Here is a 20,337-nt window from a genome sequence, read left to right on the forward strand (position 1 = left end):
GTGCTGCCGAGGGGCCGGGCTGGCCCCAAGGTCCGATTCACATTGGCATCAATGTAGGGAGCGCCCTACCGGAGCGTCAAGGCGCGTAATCCCTCAGCAGCGCATCGCTGAGTTGCATGAGACGGGGTTGATCCGTCCAAAGCAGATAGCTGCGAATCGCCCGTCCCGGGTAGATCCGCGCCAGCAGCGCCCGGTAGGCGGCCATTTGTTTCAGGTAGAGGCTGGGAACATCTTCCGGTGCCGCCGGCGCCGGCCGCTGGCTCTTGAAATCGATGAACGAGACCGAGTCGCTTTCTACCAGAAGACGATCGACCTGGCCGGCGATCGCTTGCGGCCCGACGGCGGTTTCCACCAGCCCGGCCAGCGGCACCTCGGCCCGGCTGCCGGGGCCGAAAAGCGGCGCCAGTTCCGGCGCTTCCAGCACCTTCAGCACCTCCGCCAGGATCTCCGCCTGCTGCTCGGCGCCCAGGTCGTGCAGCGGACTGGCGAGAAAGGCCCGCCCCGCCGCGGCACGCTCGGCTTCGGGCAAATCGGGCAAGGACTGCAGCAGCCGGTGAATGAGCAGGCCGCGGCGGAAGCGGCGGCCCGAATCGGGCCCCAGCGGCGAGCGCGAGGGCGGCTCGGCCTCCGCCGGGCGCGAGGGCGCCAGCGGCTGCGGCGGCGCGGGCTCCGGCGGCGCGGCCTGGCGCGCCCAATCCGGCAGAGCCTCCACCGTCGACCCGGCGGCGGCTTCCGGCGCCGCGGCTTCGGCCGTCACCGGGGCCGTCTGCGGGCGCGCCAGCCGCCAGCCCGGCCCGGCCCAGCCTTCGGCCCCCAGGTTCCCGGGACTCTCGGCGGTGAAGTCGAAGTCGACGGCCTCGGCCTCTCCCCCTTCCGCCAGGCGCGCGAGGGCGTTGTCGACCAGCTGGTACCAGTTGCCCTGCGGCGGCGTGTTCTTCGTCAGCCAGCCGCAGAGGTAGAGGCGGTCCTGGGCGCGGGTCAGCGCGACGTAGAGCAGGCGGCGGTATTCCTGTTCCTGGGCGCGCTTGCGCGCGGCCCGCGCCTCGCCCAGCAGCGGCAGGTCGTAGTCGCGCTTCACCGGCCAGACGGCGAGCGGCGGCTTCCGGGTCTCCCTGGCCTTGGCGTCCTCGACCCACAGCAGGCCGTCGGCGGCGCTCGGCAGCTGCAAGGTGTCGGGCAGGATCACCACCGGGGCCTCCAGCCCCTTGGAGCCGTGCACGGTCATGAGGCGCACCGCGCCGTGCTCCTGCTCCAGGTCGCGCTTGATCTCCAGCTCACCGGCGGAAAGCCAGTGCAAGAAGCCTTCGAGCGAGGGCGCGTTCTCGCGCTCGTAGGTCAGCGCCAGGGAGAGAAACTCGTCCAGGGGATCGGCGGCGTCGGGGCCGAGGCGGCCGAGGATCTTCTCGCGCCCGCGCCCGGCGCCCAGCAGGCCCGAGTAGAGTTCGAAGGGCGCCACGTAGTCCGCCTGCCCCGCGTGGTCTTCCAGGAAACGCCGCGCCGCGGCGAAGGCTTCGTCTTCCGGCGCCATTTCGCCGAGGCGCTGCCACAGGCTTTTGCGGCCGCGGTCGTAAGCCAACCGGAAAAGCCGGTCTTCGTCGAAGCCGATGAAGGGCCCCTTCAGGACGCAGGCCAGCGTCAGGTCGTCTTCGGGCAGCAGCAGCACCCGGCCCAGGGCCATGAGGTCCATGACCGCGAGCTGCTCGGTCAGGCGCATGCGGTCGACGCCGGCCACCGGCACGCCCAGCGTCTTCAGCTCGCGCACCAGTTCTGTGATGAAGCTGTTGCGCCGGCGCACCAGGATCATCACGTCGCCCGGCTGGATGCGCCGCCCCTTCGCGGCCAGGCGGCACTGAGGATCGTCGGCGCCTTCGGGCGCCTGCGTCCAGTACCAGATGCGCCGGGCGACCAGGCGGGCGAGGCGCAGCGGCGCCGGGCTGTCGCTGCGGCCCGGCAGCGGCAGGGCCCAGGACTCCAGCTCCTCCGCCTCGGCCGGCGGCGCCGGCGGCCAGAGCTCGACCTGCCCGGCCTCGCCCAGGCGCCTGGCCAGGTGGCGGATCTCCGGCTCGCCGAACAGCACGCCGTCCTGCGCCTCGGCGGCGGCGAAGACCGCGTCCACGGTGCGCAGCACCGCCTCGGTGGAGCGGAAGGAGACCGCCAGCGACACCGGCCGCCACTTGTGTCGCGCCTGCTTTGCGCGTTCGCGAAAGAGGCCACGCAGGCGCTGGAACTCCGCCGGGTCGGCGCGCTGGAAGGAATAGATCGACTGCTTGGGATCGCCGACGGCGAAGACCGTGCGCAGGGCCGCGTCGCGGTTCTCGTGCGCGCCCTCGCCGGTGAAGAACTCGGAGGTCAGCATCTCGACGATGCGCCACTGCTCCGGGCTGGTGTCCTGCGCCTCGTCGACCAGCAGGTGATCGAGGCCGCCGTCCAGCTTGAACAGCACCCAGGAGACGCCGCCCTGGCGCGCCAGCAGACGCGCCGAGAAGTGGATGAGGTCGTCGTAGTCGAGCAGCACCCGCGCTTCCTTGTGGCGCTGATAGGCGCCGATGATGGCGTCACCCAAAATCAGCAGCGCCCTTGTGGCCCGCGCCACGGTGATGGCGTTGCGCTTCTCGGCCACCAGGACCAGGCGCTCGGCCTCGTCCTGCAGCGCCTCCAGCGCGCCGGGGAAATCCTCGGCGGGCTTCTTGTTCAGGAGCCGCTTCTGGATCTCGCCCTTCTGCGTGAGGAAGAGGGCGACGTGGCTGTCGAAAGCCTCCGTCCGCGCCGCATCCTCCGCCGCCAGCCAGCCCGCCAGCGTCGCGCCCTTTTGCTTCTCTTTGTCGGAGCTGTTGTGCCAGGCCTCCATCGCCAGCCTCAGCCCGGCGCGGTCGAAGGCGCCTTCGGCGCAGGCGGCGGCGGTGACGTCCTCCGGCGTCTCGGCGGGATCGACCCCCAGCAGCGCGAAGACCTCCTCGCCCAGGCGGTCGACGCCCCCGCGCGCGGCGATCACCTCGGCCAGGCGTCCGCGCTCGTGGATGAGCTGCTGCACCACCTCGGTGAAGCGTTCCTCCTGCAGATGCGCGATGAGCACGGTGATGGCCTCGGCGAGGCGGCCCTGGCCGTCCAGCGCCGCGGCCAGCACCTCCACCCGCGCGGTCTCCAGCAGGTCGGCGGCCTCGTGCTCGTCCAGCACCTTGGCGTTGGGCGCGACGCCGGCCTCCAGCGGGAAGCGGCCGAGCAGCGCCTGGCAGAAGGCGTGGATGGTCTGGATCTTGATGCCGCCGGGCGTGTCGAGCACGCGGGCGAAGAGGGCGCGGGCGCGCGGCAGCAGGTCGTCGTCCACCGGCCCGCCGGTCAGTTCTTCCAGGCTCGCGCGCAGCGCGGCTTCCCCGGCGGTGACCCAGGCGGCGAGGCGCCCGGACAGGCGGTTGGCCATCTCCGCCGCCGCCGCCTTGGTGAAGGTGAGGCAGAGGATCTTGCCGGGCTCGCTGCCGCGCAGCAGCAGGCTCAGCACACGGTCGACCAGCACCTTGGTCTTGCCGCTGCCGGCCGAGGCCGAGACCCAGACCGAAGCCTCCGGGTCCGCCGCCTCGCGCTGCTTGGCCGTCGCCTCGGCGAGGATCTTTTCCGCCGCCGTGCTCATGACTCGTCAGGTCCCACCGCCCACTCGGCCAGGCGCGAGAGGTGGTCATAGTCGTTGAAGCGGGGCGCCAGCTCCGGGCGCGGCCGGCAGGCGTAGGGCGTCTTCGGATTGTCGAACTCGGCGACCAGACGCTGCAGCCCCTCCAGCGCCTGGGCGGCCAGGGTCGCGGGATCGCTCCGGCTGGCGGCCAGCACCTCGCCCGGCGGCGTGCCGCCGGACAGCCGCCAGAAGGCGAGGCTGCCGACCGGCCCCCCGGGCAGCCCCTCGAAGCCGCCCGCCAGGGCGATGGCCGCCTCCAGGGGAAGCTGCGGGGCGAAGCCGCGCTCGACCTTCTTCTTTTCCGGCGGCGCGCCGGTCTTGTAGTCGATGATCTCCAGCGCGCCGTCGCGCATGCGGTCGATGCGGTCGGCCTTGGCGGTGAGGATGAAGGGCGCGTGCGGAGCGTCGAGCGTCAGCTTGCCCTCAACCTCCACGAAGCTCTCGGCGATGGCGGGACGGCGCGCCTGCTCCTCGGCCAGGAACCACCGGGCGACGCGCAGGAAGCGCGGCCACCAGAAGGCGAAGGCGCCGGGCTTGGCGCTGATCGGGTGGAAGACCTCGGCGCCGATCTCCAGCAGACGGTCGAGGGCGTCGGCGGGCAGCGCGTCCGGAAAGGCGTCGAGGAAACGCTCCAGCGCCGCGTGCACCAGGGTGCCGCGTTCCGCCGCGCCGGGGTCGGCGTCCAGCGGGTCGAGCGGCCTGAGACGCAGGATCTCGCGCGCGTAGAGCGCGTAGGGGTCGCCCATCCAGGTTTCGATGCGCGTCACCGAGAGCTTACGAGGCCGCGCCTCCACCGGCGGGCAGGGCAGCGGCTGCTTGATCGGCGCGACCGTGGCCGGCGCGTCGAGCGCCGCGGCCCAGGCCTTGAGCTGGGCTTGCTCGCCGTGCAGGTCGGCGCTGAGGCCGAGGCCCTCGCGCAGGGCGTCGATGCGCCTCAGCCAGCGCGCCGGCACCGTGGGCGCGCCCTCGACCCGCTCGGCGCGCGTCAGGTAGACCCGCGGCGCGCAGAAGCCCTGGAAGAAGTCGTGCGCCGCCAGGCCGATGCGCCGTTCGGGCAGCGGCAGCCCGAAAGCCGACTGCATGGGACGGCTGAGCCAGGGGCCGGGGTCGACCTCCGCCGGCCAAGTGCCCTCGTTGAGGCCGCCCAGCACCAGCAGGTCCGCGTGCTGCAGGCGCGCTTCCAGCGGTCCAAGAATGGAAACACGCGGATGCAGGCCGTAGCGCGGCCGCACGGCGCGCCCGGCCATCAGGGCCTCCAGCGCCGCCGGGTAGTGCAGCCCCTTGGAGACCGGCGTCGCCAGCGCCGCCTCGCGCAGTTCCGCCGCGAAAGCCGCCGCGGCCTCCCCGGCGTCGCCGGCCCAGAGCCGCTCGGCCCCGCTCTCCTTGTCGCTGGCCGCCAGGGCCTCGGCGGCGGCCAGATGCGCTTCCACGAGGTCGCTGAGCCGCCTGGCGTCGCCCGCGCCCCTGTCGTCCGGGCCGTCGCCCAGCGCCTCGACGAAGGGCGCCAGCTCGGCGGCCAGGCGGTCGAACCATGTCACGAGCCCCTCGCCCGCCCCGGCCCCGACCAGGGCCTTGCGCAGGCCGTCCAGCCCGGCGGCCGGGCGCGCGCCGCGCAGCACCCGTAGTTCCAGGGCGCGCACCTTGCGGCGGAAGGCGGCGGGGGATTGCCCGCCGGCGGCCAGCGGATGCTTCAAGGCGGCGAGCAGCGCCACCGGCGCAAAGCGCTCGGCCACCATGGCGGCGGTCAAGCGCAGGAAGACGCCGGGCGGGGTGTTGGCGAGGCTGAGCCCGGCGGAGTCGTCGACCTCGACGCCCCAGCGCTTGAGGTTGACGGCGACGCGGCGCGCCAGATCGCGGTCGGGCGTGATGAGCGCCGCGGTGCTGGCCGGCTGCGCCACCTGGCGGCGCAGCAGCAGGGCGATGACCAGCGCCTCTTCGCCCGGATCGGCGCAGTCGGCGCGGCGCACGCCGTCCAGCGCAGAGCCGAAATCCGCCGCCTGGGCCTCGTGCCAGCGCGCGGTGGCCCCCGGCGGGCGCAGGGCCAGGTTGGCGAAGCGCGCGCGCGCCGGGTCAACCTGCGGCACCCCCCCTTTAGCTTCAGGGTCTTCCGTCCAGGGCTCCACCGCCCCCCGGTCGAGGCCAAGACGGTCGAGCAGCTGCGCCATGCCGTGCTGCGGGTGGCCCGGGTCGCGGCGGATCTCGTTCCAGGTCTCAGCGTCGCAGTCCAGGTCGAGGCCCGGCAGCAGCACCGCCCCCTGGGGCAGGCCGGCGACGGTCTTCAGCAACTCGGCGGTGGCGGGGATGGAGCCGGTGGAGCCGGCGGCGATCACCGGGTCGGCGGGCGGGCGGCGCCGCCAGGCGGCGGCCTGCAGCTCGGCGAGACGCCGTCGGCGCTCGGCCGGCCCGATGCAGCCCAGGGCCGCCAGGATCTTCGGCCACTCCTCGGTGACGATGGTGAGGAACTCCAGGGTGATCTGCCAGTGCTCGGCATAGTCCTCCGGCACCAGGCCTTGCAGGGCGGCGAAGTCCAGGCCCTCGGTCTCCACCTGGTCGAGCAGGCGCGCCAGCTCGGCGCCGAGGCGGATTGCCTGGTCCTCGCTCATGGCGCTGGCGCCGGCCTCGGCGGCGACGGCGCGGCTGTGGGTCAGGATGCAGGAGGCCAGCAGCAGCTGGCGCTGAACGGCGGAGATGGCGGGCGGCAGGGTCGCCTCGGCCGCGCTGCCGCCGACGAAGGGCGCCTCGAAGAGCAGTTCCTCCGGGTCGAGGTCGCCCAGCGGCAGCAGGCGCGGCAGCAGCAGCGGCGCGCCGCCGGAGGCGCGCAGGAAGGCCGCCTGCAGGGAGCGGCAAGCGCGCCGCGTCGGCAGCAGCACGGTGGCCACGGCGAGGCGGTCCGGGCTTTCCGCAGTGCGCCGCAGCAGCCCGGCGGCCAGGGCATCGACAAAGGACTGTCCGGCAGGGATCGTGAAGACGGCCGGCGCGGAGGGCATCGCGCTATCTCTGGCCCGAGGACTCGGCGAGATAGTGCAGGGCATCCTCGACCGCGCGCAGTTCCTCCGGCGTGCCGACGTGATACCACTCGCCGTCGTGGCGCAGGCCCCAGAGGCGCTCGGCCTCCTGCGCCTTGTCGTAGAGCTTGTTGAGCGAGAAGGAACCGGCGGGCGCGCCCGCGAAGAGGCGCGGGTGCAGGATCTGGATGCCGGCATGGATAAAGGGCGCGATCTGGCGCTCCTGACGGCGGCGCAGGCGGCCCGACGGGTCCATGAGATAGTCGCCGATGCCTTCGTAGCCGAAGGCGCTGACGGTCGGATGCAGCAGCAGAAGCGCGTCCATCTCCTTTTCGTCCCAGGCCAAGGCGAGGCGTCGCAGCGCCGGGGTCAGGCCATCGAGCCAGCAGACGTCGCCGTTCAGGACGAAGAAGGGATCTTCGCCCAGCAGCGGCAGGGCCTTGGTCACACCGCCGCCGGTCTCCAGCAGGTCTTCCTCTTCGGAGAACACGATCTGCGGGCCGCTGCGGCCCTTCAGATGCGCTTCGATCATCTCGCCGAGATAATGCAGGTTCACGACCACTTTGGTGATGCCCGCGTCCTCGAGGCGGTCGAGGATGGTGTCCAGCATCGCCCGGCCGCGCACCTGGACCAGCGGCTTGGGCAGGCTGTCGGTAATCGGGCGCATACGTTGACCGAGGCCCGCCGCGAGAACCATGGCGGTCTTGGGGGTATCGGTCATACCTTCGTTTCCTCTTGCGTATCGGGATCTTCATGGGGCCTTGCGGGAACGCCGCGCAGCGCGGCGGGAGCCTCGCGGTCGAACCAGTCTTTCACCGGCGCCAGAACCGGCTGCCGCAGGTCGCCTTCCAGCAGGCGCCAGACACGCGGGATGTGCTGCAGGTAGCCGTGCTTGCCGTCGCGGCGCGACAGGCGCGTGAAGATTCCGATGATCTTGGCGTTGCGCTGCGCGCCGAGGGCGTAATAGGAGGCGGTGAAGGCCCAGCGGTCGATCTCGTTGCGCATGCCGGCGTGATAGCGCTCCAGCATCTCGGTCACCACCGCCTCGGAAACGTCGCGGCGCGCATCCTCCAGCAGGGAGACGAGGTCGTAGCTGATGGGGCCGATGACACCGTCCTGGAAATCCAGCAGGCCGCAGCGCGCGACTCCCTCGCGGCCTTCCAGGACCATGAGGTTGTCGACGTGGTAGTCGCGCAGCACCAGTTTGTGCGGCACCTGGTCTGCAGGGGGCAGCATGGCCGGCAGGACCTCGCGCCAGGCCGCCAGGTAGGACTCGCGCTGCGCTGCCGGCGTCTCCCGCCCGGTCATGGCCGGCAGGAACCAGTCGACCAGCAGGGCCGCCTCGGTCAGCAGCTTTTCCTCGTCGTAAGGCGGGATCTTCGGGGACTCCACCCACCAGCCGTGATGCAGGGCGACCAGGGTGTCCGTCGCCAGGCGGTAGAGCTCCGCCTCGTCGGCGCCTTCGGCCAGGGCGCGGGTGAAGGTGGTGTCGCCGAAATCCTCCAGCAGCAGGAAGCCGGCCTCGCGGTCGATGGCCAGCGTCTGCGGCGCGCTGAGACCGATCTCGTCCAGGCAGCCGGCGAGGAAGTCGAAGATGTCGACGTTCTCCTGCGGCGGCGGCGCGTCCATCAGCACCGCCCTCTTGCCGTCCCAGGTCAGGCGGTCGTAGCGCCGGAAGGAGGCGTCGGCCGCCAGCACCCGGCGCTCGGCAGCGCCCCAGCCGGCCGACTCCAGAAAGCGCTGCAGCAGTGCCTCACGATCCGCCATCAGCTCCGCAACTCCGCCAGACGTTGGGGCCAGTCGCCGGCACCGTCCAGGCACGCCGCGCGCGCGCCCTCATCGCCGTAGCTCAGGGTGAGCGAAAGCGCCTCGGCCGGCAGCAGGCCGCCCAGGCGTTCGGGCCACTCGATGAGGGTGATGCCCTCGCCCAGCGCTTCGGAAAGGCCCAGCTCGTGGACCTCCGCCGGGTCCTCGATGCGATAGAGGTCGAAATGCCAGACCGGCGCCGGGTCGCGCTCGTAGACCTGCACCAGGGTGAAGGTCGGGCTCGGCACCTCCTCTTCCGCCGCGCCTTCCGGGCCCGGCAGGGCGCGGATCAGGGCGCGGGCCAGCGCCGTCTTGCCGGCGCCGAGATCACCGTAGAGGGCCACCACGTCGCCGGGCCGCAGGATCGCCGCCAGGGCGCGGCCCAGCCGCTCGGTCGCTTCGAGGTCGGGCAGCGGCAGACGAAGGGGCAGAGCGCTGGCTGAAGGCATGGGAGTCGCTGTCATCATCTGCGGGCTGTTTTACCGGGCGACCAGGGCTGCGGCAACTGTCGCGGGCGCGCGCCCGGCCGGGCGGCCGGGCCGCAAAACGGCCGCGGGCGGCCGCAGCCCGGCTTGTATTGGACAGCCTCGCCCGCCATGTTAAGCCCTGCAATCCCAGCGCCTTCATGGAGGGCGCGCCTTGACCCTTCCCCGGCCGCGCGGGGCGCGAGAAACTCTTAGGAAACAAGGGCCCGGCCGCGGCCCGCAAGGGAGAAGCTTCTTGCCGGATCAGACCCTCTCATCCGCCCCCCCCTCCACCCAGGACCCCCTGACGACGGATGTGGCGATCATCGGCGCCGGCCCGGTGGGGCTCTTCGCCGTCTTCGAATGCGGCATGCTGAAGATGCGCTGCCGGGTCATCGACACCCTGGAGGTGATCGGCGGCCAGTGCGCGGCGCTCTACCCGGAAAAGCCGATCTACGACATTCCCGGCTACCCGCAGGTCATGGCCCAGGAACTGGTCGACCGCCTGGCCGAGCAGGCCGCGCCCTTCGAGCCGGTCTACCACCTGGGTCAGCAGGTGACCGGGCTGGAGCGCCAGGAGGCCCATCAAGAGGGTGGAGGCCGCTGGCGACTGACCACCTCGACCGGCGCGCAGATCGACGCCGCCGCCGTCGTCATCGCCGCCGGCTGCGGCGCCTTCGGCCCCAACCGGCCGCCGCTGGCCGGCATCGAGGATTACGAAGGCACCTCCGTCCACTACCTGGTGCAGCGCCGCGAGGCCTTTCGCGGCCGCCGCGTGGTCATCGCCGGCGGTGGCGACTCCGCCGTCGACTGGGCGATCTCCCTGGCCGAACTGGCCGAGAAGGTCTACGTGGTGCACCGGCGGCCCAAGTTCCGCGCCGCCCCGGAGAGCGTCGAGCGCCTGCACCGCCTGGCCGAGAGCGGCAAGATCGAGCTGGTGATCCCCTATCAGCTCGCCGCGCTGGAAGGCGACGGGCGGCAACTGAGCGGTGTCGTGGTGGCCGACATGACCGGCGTGCGCAAACTGATCGCGGCCGACAGCCTGCTGCCCTTCTTCGGCCTCTCCATGAACCTGGGGCCGATCGCCGACTGGGGCCTGCAGCTCGACCATCATCACATCACCGTCAATCCGGCGACCAGCGAGACCAGCGCCGCAGGCATCTTCGCCATCGGCGACATCGCCCACTACCAGGGCAAGCTGAAGCTGATCCTCACCGGTTTTTCCGAGGCGGCCATGGCCGCCCACGCCATCCGCCCGCTGGTCTACCCGGGCGAGGCGCTGCACTGGGAATACTCCACCACAAAGGGCGTGCCGGCGGGCGAGACGGCGGCGGGCTAGATCAGAGCAACTTGTCCGCGTCCACCTGGAGGCGGGTTGCTCCAGCGGCGCCTACTCCGCCACGTCGCGGTCGACGGCGTCTTCGTCGCCGCTGTCCAGTGGCATCTGGCCCAACGGCACGTGGCAGATCACCTGGGTGCCGCCGCCGACGCGGGATTCCAGCTCCACCCGGCCGCCGTGCAGCTCGATGAGGCTCTTCACCAGCGAGAGACCGAGGCCGGCGCCGCTGTGGCGCGTCTCCAGGGAGCCGCGCTCGAACTTGCCGAAGACCCGCTCGCGGTCCTCCTCCGGGATGCCGATGCCGGTGTCGGAGACCTCCAGCAGCACTTCCTCGGGCAGGCGCTTGGCGGCGATCGTCACCACGCCGCCTTCCTTGGTGAACTTCAAGGCGTTGGACAGCAGGTTGAAGAGGGCCTGGCGCAGGCGCCGTCCGTCGGCCAGCAGCTCGCCGGCCTCTTCGTCGCAGACCAGCTTCAGCTCGATGTTGCGGCTGTGCGCGCGCTCGCGGCCCAGGGTGAAGATCGATTCCAGCAGGGAGTGAATGTCGGTCGGCTGCAGGTCGAGCTGCAGGTAGCCGGCCTCGATGGAGGCCAGGTCGAGGATGTCGTTGATCAGCGCGATGAGCTGCTGCGAGGACTGCACGATGGCGTGGCTGTACTCGAGCTGGCGCTCGTTCAGCTCGCCGAAGAACTGGTTCTCCAGCACCTCGGCGAAGCCGATGATGGCGTTCAGCGGCGTGCGCAATTCGTAGGAGATGTTGGCGATGAACTCCGACTTCAGGCGGTCGGCGGTCTCCAGCGCCTCGTTGCGCTCGATGAGGGCGCGCTCGACGCGCAGGGTGTCGGTCACGTCGACATAGCTGAACAGCACGCCGCCGTCGGGCAGCGGCACCTGCGCCCAGTCGATGGCGGAGCCGTCACTGCGTTCAATGCGGCCGCTGCGCGTATCGGGATCGGTGGTGCGGGTAATGATCTGCTCGGCATAGGCCGGCCAGTCTTCATCGGCGATGTCGAACAGGCTGCGCGCCTTGACCAGGACGTCGCGCACATGCGGCTCGCCGCGCAGGAACTCCACATCCAGATGCCACATCTCGCAGAGCCCTGGATTGAAGAGCTTCAGGCGGCCGTCGGCGCCGTAGACCGCGACGCCTTCGTAGAGATTGTCGATGGTCTCGCGCTGCACCTCGGTCAGGGTGTTGTAGCTGCGCTCCAGCGCCAGGCGATCGGTCACGTCCTCGTAGGACAGCAGGATGCCGCCGAAGGGATGCGGCGTGACCACCATGCGCAGGGTGCTGCCGTCGGGCAGGTGCACCAGCTCCTCTTCCTGGGCGATGAGGGTCGCGTACTTCTGCAGCACCTCGCGCTTGTAGGCCGGGAAGTTGGGGAACTCCGGGAAGCGCCGGCGCTCGCGCAGCGCCTCCAGCACGTCGCCCAGGTGCGGCTGCGACTGCAGGAAATCCTCCTCCAGCTCCCACAGCCGCGCGTAGGCGGTGTTGAAGAACATCAGGTGCAGGTCGCGCCCGTAGATAGCGATGGCGGTGGAGAGGTTCTCCAGCATCTCCGACTGCACGCGGATGTGTCGGCCGAGCTCCGCCTGAACCTCCTCCAGCTGAGTGCGGTCGAAGGCCAGGCCCAGTGTCTCGCCCTTGCCAAAGGGCAGCTCGAAGACCTCCAGCAGATGGCGCTCGCCGCCCATGACCACATGGTGGCTGTCGCTGCAGGGCTCGCCCTTCTCGCGTGCCTGGGCCGCCAGGGCCTGGGCCGCCGCGGCCTTGGCGCGGCCCAGCAGCTCGGCGCCGTCCTTCAGGACCGTCTCCACCTCGGCGTCTACGGCCTGGGCGTAGAAGCGGTTGCAGTCGGTCAGCTTGCCCGTGCCGTCGCGCAGCCAAAGGGCCATGGGCAGGCAGTCGATCACCGCGCGAAGGTGCTTGGCCTCGGCCTTCAGCGCGGCCTCGCGGCGCGCCGCCACCGAGCGGTCCTCCAGCCACACCGCCCCCGTGCCGCCGGCCGGGCGGCGCCCGCGTAGCACCAGCAGGCGGCTGCCGTCCTTCAAGCGTGCTTCCGCGTCGAAGGCCGTGCCGGCGCTGTGCAGCTCCTGCAGCGCCGGCTCGACCCGCGCCCGGGCGCCGGCGTCGAGGGCATCGAGAAGCTGGCTTTCGCCGATCGGCGCCTCGGCCGGCAGGCCCAGCAACTCGGCGGCCGCCGGGGCGGCGGGCGGCGCGGTGCCGGCGCCGGCCGCGATCTGCGGCCCCGGCGCGGCGCGCAGGGGGTGGGTCAGGGCCTTGGCGCGGCCTTCCGCGGCCAGGGTCTGGGCCTCGCTGGCTTCCAGGGCTTTGCGTGCGGTGAGGGCGGCCCGGACGCAGAAGACCAGGGCGACGAGGGCAACAAGGAGAAGCAAGGGCCAGACGAGCCCGCCTGCCTCAAGCATCCGGTCCTCCGCGGCGCCGGGCCCGATGGTCTGCGTGGCATGCCAAATGGCCGGCGACCGTCCCCGCTGCTGTTGCGAAGACCGCCGCGCCGCTGCCCCGCCGGCCGGACCGGCGCTCTGTCGAGGCCCCTCTCACGGCATGGGAGTCTAAGCTGAAGCCGCGAAGGCGGCAAGCAAGGCTGTCACGGCGCCGGAAGGGGCCCGGCGCCGCCGCAGGCATCAGTAGCGGTAGTGTTCGGGCTTGAAGGGACCCTCGACGGTGACGCCGATGTAGTCGGCCTGCTTCTGGCTGAGCTGGGTGAGCTGGGCGCCGACCTTTTCGAGGTGCAGGGCCGCCACCTTCTCGTCCAGGTGCTTGGGCAGCACGGCGACGGTCTTGCCGTACTTCTCGGCGCTGGCCCAGAGCTCCATCTGCGCCAGCACCTGGTTGGTGAAGGAGGCGCTCATGACGAAGCTCGGATGGCCGGTGGCCACGCCCAGGTTCACCAGGCGCCCTTCGGCCAGCAGGATGATCTTCTTGCCGTCGGGGAACTCGATCTGGTCGACCTGCGGCTTGATGTTGTCCCACTTGAAGTTCCTGAGCGCGCCCACCTGGATCTCGGAATCGAAGTGGCCGATGTTGCAGACGATGGCCCGGTCTTTCATGGCGCGCATGTGGTCGACGGTGATGACGTCGACGTTGCCGGTGGCAGTGACGAAGATGTCGGCCTGCGGAGCCGCCTCCTCCATGGTCACCACCTCGTAGCCTTCCATGGCGGCCTGCAGGGCGCAGATCGGGTCGGCCTCGGTCACCAGCACGCGGCAGCCGGCGCTGCGCAGGGATTCCGCGGAGCCCTTGCCGACGTCGCCGAAGCCGGCGACCGTGGCGACCTTGCCGGCCATCATCACGTCGGTGCCGCGACGGATGGCGTCCACCAGGCTCTCGCGGCAGCCGTACTTGTTGTCGAACTTCGACTTGGTCACTGAGTCGTTCACGTTGATGGCCGGGAACAGCAGGGTGCCGGCCTTCTGCATCTCGTAGAGGCGGTGAACGCCGGTGGTGGTCTCCTCGGTGACGCCGCGGATCGCCTTGCCGAGCTCGGAATACCAGCCGGGCTTCTCGGCGACGCGCTTCTTGATGGCGGCGAAGAGGGCTTCCTCCTCCTCGTTGGTCGGGTTGGCGACCACAGAGAGGTCCTTTTCCGCCTTCATGCCCAGGTGGATCAGCAGGGTTGCGTCGCCGCCGTCGTCGAGGATCATGTTCGGCGTGCCGCCGTCGTGCCATTCGAAGATGCGGTGGGTGAAGTCCCAGTACTCCGTCAGGCTCTCGCCCTTGAAGGCGAAAACCGGAGTCCCGGTGGCGGCGATGGCCGCGGCGGCGTGGTCCTGGGTCGAAAAGACGTTGCACGAGGCCCAGCGGACCTCGGCGCCCAGCGCCTGCAGGGTCTCGATCAGGCAGGCGGTCTGGATCGTCATGTGCAGCGAGCCGGCAATGCGCGCGCCCTTCAGGGGCTGCGACTCACCGAATTCCTCGCGCAGCGCCATGAGGCCCGGCATCTCCGTCTCTGCGATGTCCAGTTCCTTGCGGCCCCAATCGGCCAGGGAGATATCCGCCACCACGTAATCGGTGAATTCGGCCATGCTGTCCTTCCTACATCCGGGTGCGGCCACCTCACCGGCTCGGTGCCGGTCCCGCCGCGTCAAGAATAGAGCGGCTCATGTATCAGCCCGCGCGCCAAGCCGCAAGGCCGTGCGGAGAGGAAGAGATGCCGCTTAATTCGCCATTTCGTTGAAATCGTCTAGCAGGGCGGCGATGCGCCCGCTGTCGACCTGCTCCATGATCATCATGGCCCGGCGGCCGGCGGCGTGCATGTCGATGGAGAGGATGCGGCTCTTGACCCGGGGGATGGCTTTGGCGGTCATCGACAGTTCACGCACCCCCAGTCCCACCAGCAGGGCGGTAAAGCGCGGGTCGCCGGCGATCTCGCCGCAGACCGAGACCGGAATGCGCGCCCGCAGCGCCGCCTCCACGGTGAACTGGATGAGCCGCAGGACCGCCGGATGCAGGGGATTGAAAAGGTGGGCGACCTGCTCCTCGCCGCGGTCGATGGCCAGGGTGTACATGGTCAGGTCGTTGGTGCCGATGGCGAAGAAATCCGCCGACTGGGCCAGGGAATCGGCGGCCAGGGCGGCGCCCGGCACCTCGATCATCGCGCCCACCGGCGGCAGGGGGTCGGCGATGGCGACGCCGCGCCGGGAGAGGCGCCGGGCGGTCTTGTCCAGCTCCTTGCGCACGGCCCGGATCTCACCCGGGGTGGTGATCATCGGCAGCAGGATGCGCAAGGGGCCGTGGGCGCCGGCGCGCAGCATGGCGGCCAGCTGCGGGCGCAGCAGCTTGGGCTCCTTCAACGACAGCCGGATGGCGCGCAGGCCCAGCGCCGGATTGGCGGCCTCGCCCAGGTGCTCGCCGAGGGAGGAGGCCAGCTTCTCGCCGCCCACGTCGAGAGTACGCACCGTGACCGGGCGGCCCCGCATGGCCTTTACGATCTGCGCCAGGGCTTGGTACTGCTCCTCCTCGCCGGGCAGGTCGGCGCGGTTCATGTACATGAACTCGGTGCGCAGCAGGCCGACGCCCTCGGCCCCGGTCTCGACGGTCTGCTCCAGTTCGCGCGGCAGCTCCATGTTGACCTGCAGGGTGACGCGCTGGCCGTCGCGGGTCTCCGCCGGCACGTCGCGCAGGCGGGCCAGCGACCGGGCCTCGCGCGCGATGTCCTTCAGACGCCGCTCATAGCCGGCCAGCCGGCGGGCCGTCGGATTGACGATGATCAGGCCGTTGGTGCCGTCGATGATAAGCTGGTCGCCGCTGCGCACGGTCGGCAGCAGGTCCGGCACGCCGACCACCGCCGGCATGCCCAGCGAACGCGCCATGATCGCCGTGTGGCCCTCGGCGCCGCCCAGCACGCAGGCGAAGCCGCCGATCTGCCGCGGGTCCATCAGGGCCGTGTCGGCGGGCGAGATCTCCTCGGCGATGACGATGCTGCCTTTCTCCAGGCCGCCGAAACCGTGGTAGGCCTCGTCGGTGAGACAGCGCAGGATGCGGTGGCCTACCTCGCGCACGTCCTCGGCGCGGGCGCTGAGATAGCTGTCCTCCATGGCCTCGAATTCCTGGGCGATCGCGGAAATCTCCGCCATGACCGCGGCCTCGGCGTTGCGCCGGTCGCTGTCGATACGCCGCTCGATGCCGCCGACCAGGCGGCTGGAGTTCAGCATCTGCCCGTGCGCTTCCAGGAGGTAGCCCAGTTCCTCGGCGGCCAGGCCGTGGATGCCCAGCGCTTTTGCCTTCAGCTTGCCGACCTGGCGCAGCGCCTTGTCGATGGCCTCGCCCAGGCGCACCTTCTCGGCCTTCACGCGCCCGGCGGGGATCTGGTACTCGGGAACCTGCAGGTCACCGGCCTCGCGCACGTGCGCGGGCCCGATGGCCACGCCGGGGGCGACGCCGAGGCCTTCGAGTATCAGTTCCTCCCTACGCTTCTTGCTCTTCTTATCCGTCTTCATCGAACTTGCCGGCGACCAGCTTCGCCAGCGCCTCCACCGCATTCTCTGCGCCGGGGCCGGAGGCCTCCACGTCGATCTCACAGCCCGGCCCGGCGGCCAGCATCATGAGACCCATGATCGAACAGCCGGAGACCCTCGTGTCGCCCTTGACCACGGTGATCTGGGCATCGAAGCTCTCGGCCAGCTTCACGAACTTGGCGGCGGCGCGGGCGTGCAGGCCTTTCTGGTTGCAGATGGTCAGGCGCCGCTGCACGGCATCCTGCGCCTCCGCCTGCGCGGCCGCGTCGGCTGCCGCATCTTCCAGCTTTCCGGTCATTCCCAGCCCTTCATTCCTTGTCCGCGTCGAGCAGCTGCGAGGCCACGTTGATGTACTTGCGGCCGGCGAGCTGGGCCTGGGTGACCGCCTCGGCCAGGGAGGCGCTGCTGCGCAGCCCCGTAAGCTTGATCAGCATGGGCAGGTTGATGCCGGCGATGACCTCGACCTGGCCCTTGTCGAGCACGGAGATCGCCAGGTTCGAGGGCGTACCGCCGAACATGTCTGTCAGCAGCACCACCCCGTCACCTTCATCGGCCTTCTCCACCGCGTCGATGATGTCCTGGCGGCGCTGCTCCATGTCGTCTTCCGGTCCGATGCAGATCGCCGTCACGTTCTCCTGCGGCCCGACGACGTGCTCCAGAGCCTGGACGAACTCTACGGCGAGCCGCCCGTGGGTTACCAAGACGAGACCGATCATCCCAAACTCCCTGCCCGCCAGTGCAAATCCCCGGCTTTCCGCCGGGGATACGCTGGTCTTGCTTGTTCTCCGGCCATGATAAGGGCCCAATCGCGGCCCCGGGTCAACTCCCCCACCCGCAAGCTCAAGGCCTTGGCCCCACCCTCACCCCGGCCTCACTGGGGGCCCGCCGCACGGGCCGGCTCGCGTGCGATGTCGCGGTGCGCCAGGTGCACCTGGCGGCCGCCGGCGCCCAACCAGGCGGCCAGGCGGCCGGCCACGAAGGCCGGGCGGTGGCGCCCGCCCGGGCAGCGCCCGGCGAAGGTCAGATAGCTCTTCCCCTCGCGCTCGTAGCGCGGCAGCAGCCCCTCCAGCATGGCCGTCAGCTGCGTGAAGAAGGGCGCGAAGCCGGAATCGCGCTCCACGTAGGCGCCGACGGCGGCGTCCTGGCCGCTCAGCGGCTTCAGCTCCGGGTCGTAGTGAGGGTTGGCCAGGAAACGCACGTCGAAGACCAGATCGGCCTCGCGCGGCAGGCCCTGGCGGAAAGAAAAGGAGGTGACGAAGACCGACATGCCCAGCGTGGCGGCCAGGCCGAAGCGCCCGAGCAGCTGCTGGCGGAAGTCGGCCGGCGTCAGATAGGAGGAATCAATCATCAGGTCGGCGCGCTCGCGCAAGGGCGCCACCAGGCGGCGCTCCGCCGCGATGCCGTCGGCCACCGGGCGGCCCTGGGCCAGCGGATGGCGTCGCCGCGTCTCGGTGAAGCGCCGGCCCAGCACCTCGTCCTCGCAGTCCACGAACAGCAGGGTGATGGCGAAGCGCGGATTGGCTGTCAGGCGGTCGAGCTGTTCCAGCACCGGGCCCACCGCGAAGTCGCGGGTACGGATGTCGACGCCGATGGCGATGGGGCGCTGCAGGCCGACCTCGTTCACCACCACTTCGAGCAGGCTGAGCGGCAGGTTGTCGATGGCCTCGTAGCCCTCGTCCTCCAAAACGCGCAGCGCCGTCGAGCGGCCGGCCCCCGACATGCCGGTGACCAGCACCAGGCGCGTGCGCCCAGCGGAGGAATCCGGCGCCGTCTCCGGCTGCGCCGCCGACTCGGCCGCGCCCTCTGTCAGGATGTCGTCGCTCATCTTCCCACCAAGCCGGGAGGCCTCCCCCGTTGCGGCGCGCATTATAAGCGTCGCGGCGCGGCGCAAGGCAAGGTGCAGCTTCTCCGGCGCGGAAATCTGCGCCGGATCGAGATCGATGCGCTGGAGGCATACACCCGCAATGGTTTCGTGATCCTCGGCCGGCAGACGCTCGATCCGCGCCGCCGGCTTGAGGTCGGCCACCAGGGCGACGGGAATGCCTTGACGGTAGGGCTGCTCGACGATGCCCAGGCCGCGCACCTCCAGCTTGCCGGCGATGGTCTCGGGCGGCGCCGCCAGCAGGCGCCCCTCGCGGACCTGCAGGCGGGTCTGGTCGTCGCTGACGAGAACCGCGCCGCGGTCGATCATGCGCAGCGCCAGGTCGGACTTGCCGGCCCCCGAAGGGCCGCGCAGCAGCACCGCCCAAGGCCCCAGCGCGGGGTCGGCGATAGCCACGGCGGTGGCGTGGATCAACTCGGCGGCGCCTGCCTCTGCCATGCCCTGCTCCACGCCCCGGGCCTAGTCGGCCGGCAGGCGCACGACGAAGCAGGCGCCGCAGACCTCGCCGTCGGGGCCGTGGCGGTTCTCCGCCTTGATGGTGCCGCCGTGGGCCTCGACGATCTGCTGGGAGATGGAAAGACCAAGTCCGGAATGGGTGCCGAACTTCTCGCCCGCCGGCCGCTCGGTATAGAAGCGCTGGAACACCGCCTCCAGCTTTGCCTCGGGAATGCCCGGGCCCTCGTCGGAGATCGACACCACGACTTCGTCGCCCTGGCGCTGGGCCGCGAGGCGGATGGTGCCGCCCGGCGGCGAGAAGGTGACGGCGTTGCTGATGAGATTGCGGAAGACCTGGCCGAGGCGCCCTTCGATACCGGGCACCGAGAGGTCCTGGTGGTCGAGCACGTCGAGCGCGAAGCGCGGCGCGCCCTGCCGCTCCACGGCCTCCTGCACCGCCACCAGGGCGCGCAGCAGATCGCCGACGTCGACCGCCTCCGTTTCCGCGCGCGACAGCTCGGCGTCCAGGCGCGAGGCATCGGAGATGTCGCTGATCAGGCGGTCGAGGCGGTGCACGTCGTCGAGGATGATCGACATCAGCTTCTTCTGCTGCTCCGGGTCCTCGACCCGCGCGACGGTTTCCACCGCGCTGCGCAGTGAGGTCAGCGGATTCTTGATCTCGTGCGCCACGTCTGCGGCGAAAGCCTCGATGGCGTCGAGGCGCGCCCAGAGCGCATCGGTCATGGCGCGCAGCGCGTCGGAAAGGTCGCCGATCTCGTCGCCGCGCCGGGTGAAGTCGGGAATCTCGAACTGCCGTCCCTTGCCGGAGCGCACCTGGTCGGCGGCCAGGGCGAGGCGGCGGATCGGCCGCGCGATGGTACCGGCCAGATAGAACGACAGCAGCACGGTGACGCCGAAGGCGACGCCGCAGACGATGAGGATGTCGCGCCGGCGGTCGTCCACCGCCGCGTCCACCACGGCGCCGTCCTTCGACAGCATCAGCGCGCCCAGCACCTGGCGGTAACGCTGCACCGGCACGGCGACGGAGAGCACCAGGCGGCCCTGGCGATCGACGCGCACCATGCCGGGGCTCTGTCCGCCCAGGGCGCCCAGGACCTCCCGGTAGTCCGCGGCCTTCTGCTCCCGCGCTTCCTGATAGATCGGGAAGTTGTCCTTGCCCGGGATCCATTGGACGACGAAGTTCAGCAGGCGGCGCAGCAGGCCGAGACCGCCTTCGCCCTGGGGCGGCAGGGCCTGGATATGCACCTGCCCGCCGGGCCCGCCGAGCACGAAGCTGTCGGCGAGGATCTCGCCGGAACGCGCGAAGATGCGCGCGCGCACGCCGGTATCGACCAGCAGTACGCGCATGAGGTTGCGCGTCACCTCCGGCAGCAGGCGCTCGTCGCCGACCTGGGTGGCGACCACCGCGGTGGAGCCCAGCGACAGCGAGAAGGCGCGTGCCTGGATGCGCAGGGAGTCGATCTCGGCGGCGATCAGGCTGTCGCGGTACTGGTCGAGGTGCATGAGGCCCAGCACCGGGATCAGCAGCACCAGCACGTTGATGGTGAGGATGCGCCGGGTCAGCGGCGAGCGCCAGCCGCGCGGGCGGCGCCGGGCCGGGCGCGGCGCAGCGCCCTCGGCGAGGCGCGGGGCATCGGACGACTTGTCCGATGCGGCCCCCGAGGCACCGCCGGCCTTGCCGTTCTGGCGTAGCAGCACGCGGCCGCTCTGGCTTTCGAGGCTCATCGTCTGACGGCCTTCAA

The 20,337-nt window shown here is 70.9% G+C and carries 13 protein-coding genes; 1 reads left to right on the forward strand and 12 read right to left on the reverse strand.

What is annotated here, in order from left to right; all coding sequences use genetic code 11:
• Positions 1–76 precede the first annotated feature (76 nt).
• From addA to tsaE, 5 genes are read right to left on the reverse strand one after another with little or no spacing between them, the layout of a single operon-like run.
• Positions 77–3,625 carry a double-strand break repair helicase AddA gene (addA, locus tag H7X47_RS00115; RefSeq protein ID WP_193366582.1) on the reverse strand — a complete coding sequence of 1,183 codons (3,549 nt, stop codon included), beginning with the start codon at positions 3,623–3,625 and terminating at the stop codon, positions 77–79.
• Positions 3,622–6,651, reverse strand: coding sequence for a double-strand break repair protein AddB (gene addB, locus H7X47_RS00120; RefSeq protein ID WP_193366583.1), 3,030 nt, complete (start codon positions 6,649–6,651; stop codon positions 3,622–3,624). Before addB ends, addA begins: the two co-directional genes overlap by 4 nt.
• A 4-nt stretch (positions 6,652–6,655) precedes the next feature.
• Complete coding sequence (locus H7X47_RS00125) at positions 6,656–7,390, reverse strand: nucleotidyltransferase family protein (RefSeq protein ID WP_193366584.1); 735 nt, start codon at positions 7,388–7,390, stop codon at positions 6,656–6,658.
• On the reverse strand, positions 7,387–8,436 hold the full coding sequence (locus H7X47_RS00130; RefSeq protein ID WP_193366585.1) for an aminoglycoside phosphotransferase family protein: 1,050 nt from the start codon (positions 8,434–8,436) through the stop codon (positions 7,387–7,389). Before H7X47_RS00130 ends, H7X47_RS00125 begins: the two co-directional genes overlap by 4 nt.
• On the reverse strand, positions 8,436–8,924 hold the full coding sequence (gene tsaE, locus H7X47_RS00135; protein ID WP_193366586.1) for a tRNA (adenosine(37)-N6)-threonylcarbamoyltransferase complex ATPase subunit type 1 TsaE: 489 nt from the start codon (positions 8,922–8,924) through the stop codon (positions 8,436–8,438). The genes H7X47_RS00130 and tsaE overlap by 1 nt, the downstream gene beginning before the upstream one ends.
• Positions 8,925–9,195: 271 nt before the next feature.
• On the opposite strand from tsaE, the gene H7X47_RS00140 reads away from it, so the two are divergent.
• A complete protein-coding gene (locus tag H7X47_RS00140; protein WP_193366587.1) occupies positions 9,196–10,278 on the forward strand; it encodes an NAD(P)/FAD-dependent oxidoreductase in 1,083 nt (360 codons plus the stop codon).
• A gap of 51 nt (positions 10,279–10,329) precedes the next feature.
• Here H7X47_RS00140 and H7X47_RS00145 read toward each other — a convergent pair whose 3' ends face one another.
• From H7X47_RS00145 to H7X47_RS00175, 7 genes are all read right to left on the reverse strand, one after another.
• On the reverse strand, positions 10,330–12,705 hold the full coding sequence (locus H7X47_RS00145) for a PAS domain-containing sensor histidine kinase (protein ID WP_193366588.1): 2,376 nt from the start codon (positions 12,703–12,705) through the stop codon (positions 10,330–10,332).
• A gap of 219 nt (positions 12,706–12,924) precedes the next feature.
• Entirely contained in the window at positions 12,925–14,325 is a 1,401-nt protein-coding gene (ahcY, locus tag H7X47_RS00150) for an adenosylhomocysteinase (RefSeq protein WP_193366589.1), read from the reverse strand.
• Between the two features lie 132 nt (positions 14,326–14,457).
• A complete protein-coding gene (gene ptsP, locus H7X47_RS00155; protein WP_193366590.1) occupies positions 14,458–16,239 on the reverse strand; it encodes a phosphoenolpyruvate--protein phosphotransferase in 1,782 nt (593 codons plus the stop codon).
• The gene (locus H7X47_RS00160) at positions 16,226–16,555 is read right to left on the reverse strand and encodes an HPr family phosphocarrier protein (protein WP_193366591.1); all 330 of its coding nucleotides are present in this window, start codon (positions 16,553–16,555) and stop codon (positions 16,226–16,228) included. Before H7X47_RS00160 ends, ptsP begins: the two co-directional genes overlap by 14 nt.
• A 10-nt stretch (positions 16,556–16,565) precedes the next feature.
• On the reverse strand, positions 16,566–16,973 hold the full coding sequence (locus H7X47_RS00165; RefSeq protein WP_193366592.1) for a PTS sugar transporter subunit IIA: 408 nt from the start codon (positions 16,971–16,973) through the stop codon (positions 16,566–16,568).
• Positions 16,974–17,128: 155 nt separating this feature from the next.
• Positions 17,129–18,577: an RNase adapter RapZ gene (gene rapZ, locus H7X47_RS00170; protein WP_193366593.1), complete on the reverse strand. Its 1,449-nt coding sequence runs from the start codon at positions 18,575–18,577 to the stop codon at positions 17,129–17,131.
• Positions 18,578–18,598: 21 nt separating this feature from the next.
• Positions 18,599–20,320, reverse strand: a complete 1,722-nt coding sequence (locus tag H7X47_RS00175) for a sensor histidine kinase (protein ID WP_193366594.1) — start codon at positions 20,318–20,320, stop codon at positions 18,599–18,601.
• Between the last annotated feature and the right edge of the window lie 17 nt (positions 20,321–20,337).

Source organism: Pelagibius marinus (genome assembly GCF_014925385.1).
Classification (GTDB): Bacteria; Pseudomonadota; Alphaproteobacteria; order Kiloniellales; family Kiloniellaceae; genus Pelagibius; species Pelagibius marinus.

Coding starts and splice junctions, on each gene's coding strand:
- H7X47_RS00165 (WP_193366592.1), bottom strand. CDS start 16,973: ATGATCGGTCTCGTCTTGGTAACCCACGGGCGGCTCGCCGTAGAGTTC.
- H7X47_RS00130 (WP_193366585.1), bottom strand. CDS start 8,436: ATGGCGGATCGTGAGGCACTGCTGCAGCGCTTTCTGGAGTCGGCCGGC.
- H7X47_RS00175 (WP_193366594.1), bottom strand. CDS start 20,320: ATGAGCCTCGAAAGCCAGAGCGGCCGCGTGCTGCTACGCCAGAACGGC.
- H7X47_RS00160 (WP_193366591.1), bottom strand. CDS start 16,555: ATGACCGGAAAGCTGGAAGATGCGGCAGCCGACGCGGCCGCGCAGGCG.
- ahcY (WP_193366589.1), bottom strand. CDS start 14,325: ATGGCCGAATTCACCGATTACGTGGTGGCGGATATCTCCCTGGCCGAT.
- H7X47_RS00125 (WP_193366584.1), bottom strand. CDS start 7,390: ATGACCGATACCCCCAAGACCGCCATGGTTCTCGCGGCGGGCCTCGGT.
- addA (WP_193366582.1), bottom strand. CDS start 3,625: ATGAGCACGGCGGCGGAAAAGATCCTCGCCGAGGCGACGGCCAAGCAG.
- H7X47_RS00145 (WP_193366588.1), bottom strand. CDS start 12,705: ATGCTTGAGGCAGGCGGGCTCGTCTGGCCCTTGCTTCTCCTTGTTGCC.
- addB (WP_193366583.1), bottom strand. CDS start 6,651: ATGCCCTCCGCGCCGGCCGTCTTCACGATCCCTGCCGGACAGTCCTTT.
- rapZ (WP_193366593.1), bottom strand. CDS start 18,577: ATGGCAGAGGCAGGCGCCGCCGAGTTGATCCACGCCACCGCCGTGGCT.
- ptsP (WP_193366590.1), bottom strand. CDS start 16,239: ATGAAGACGGATAAGAAGAGCAAGAAGCGTAGGGAGGAACTGATACTC.
- tsaE (WP_193366586.1), bottom strand. CDS start 8,924: ATGCCTTCAGCCAGCGCTCTGCCCCTTCGTCTGCCGCTGCCCGACCTC.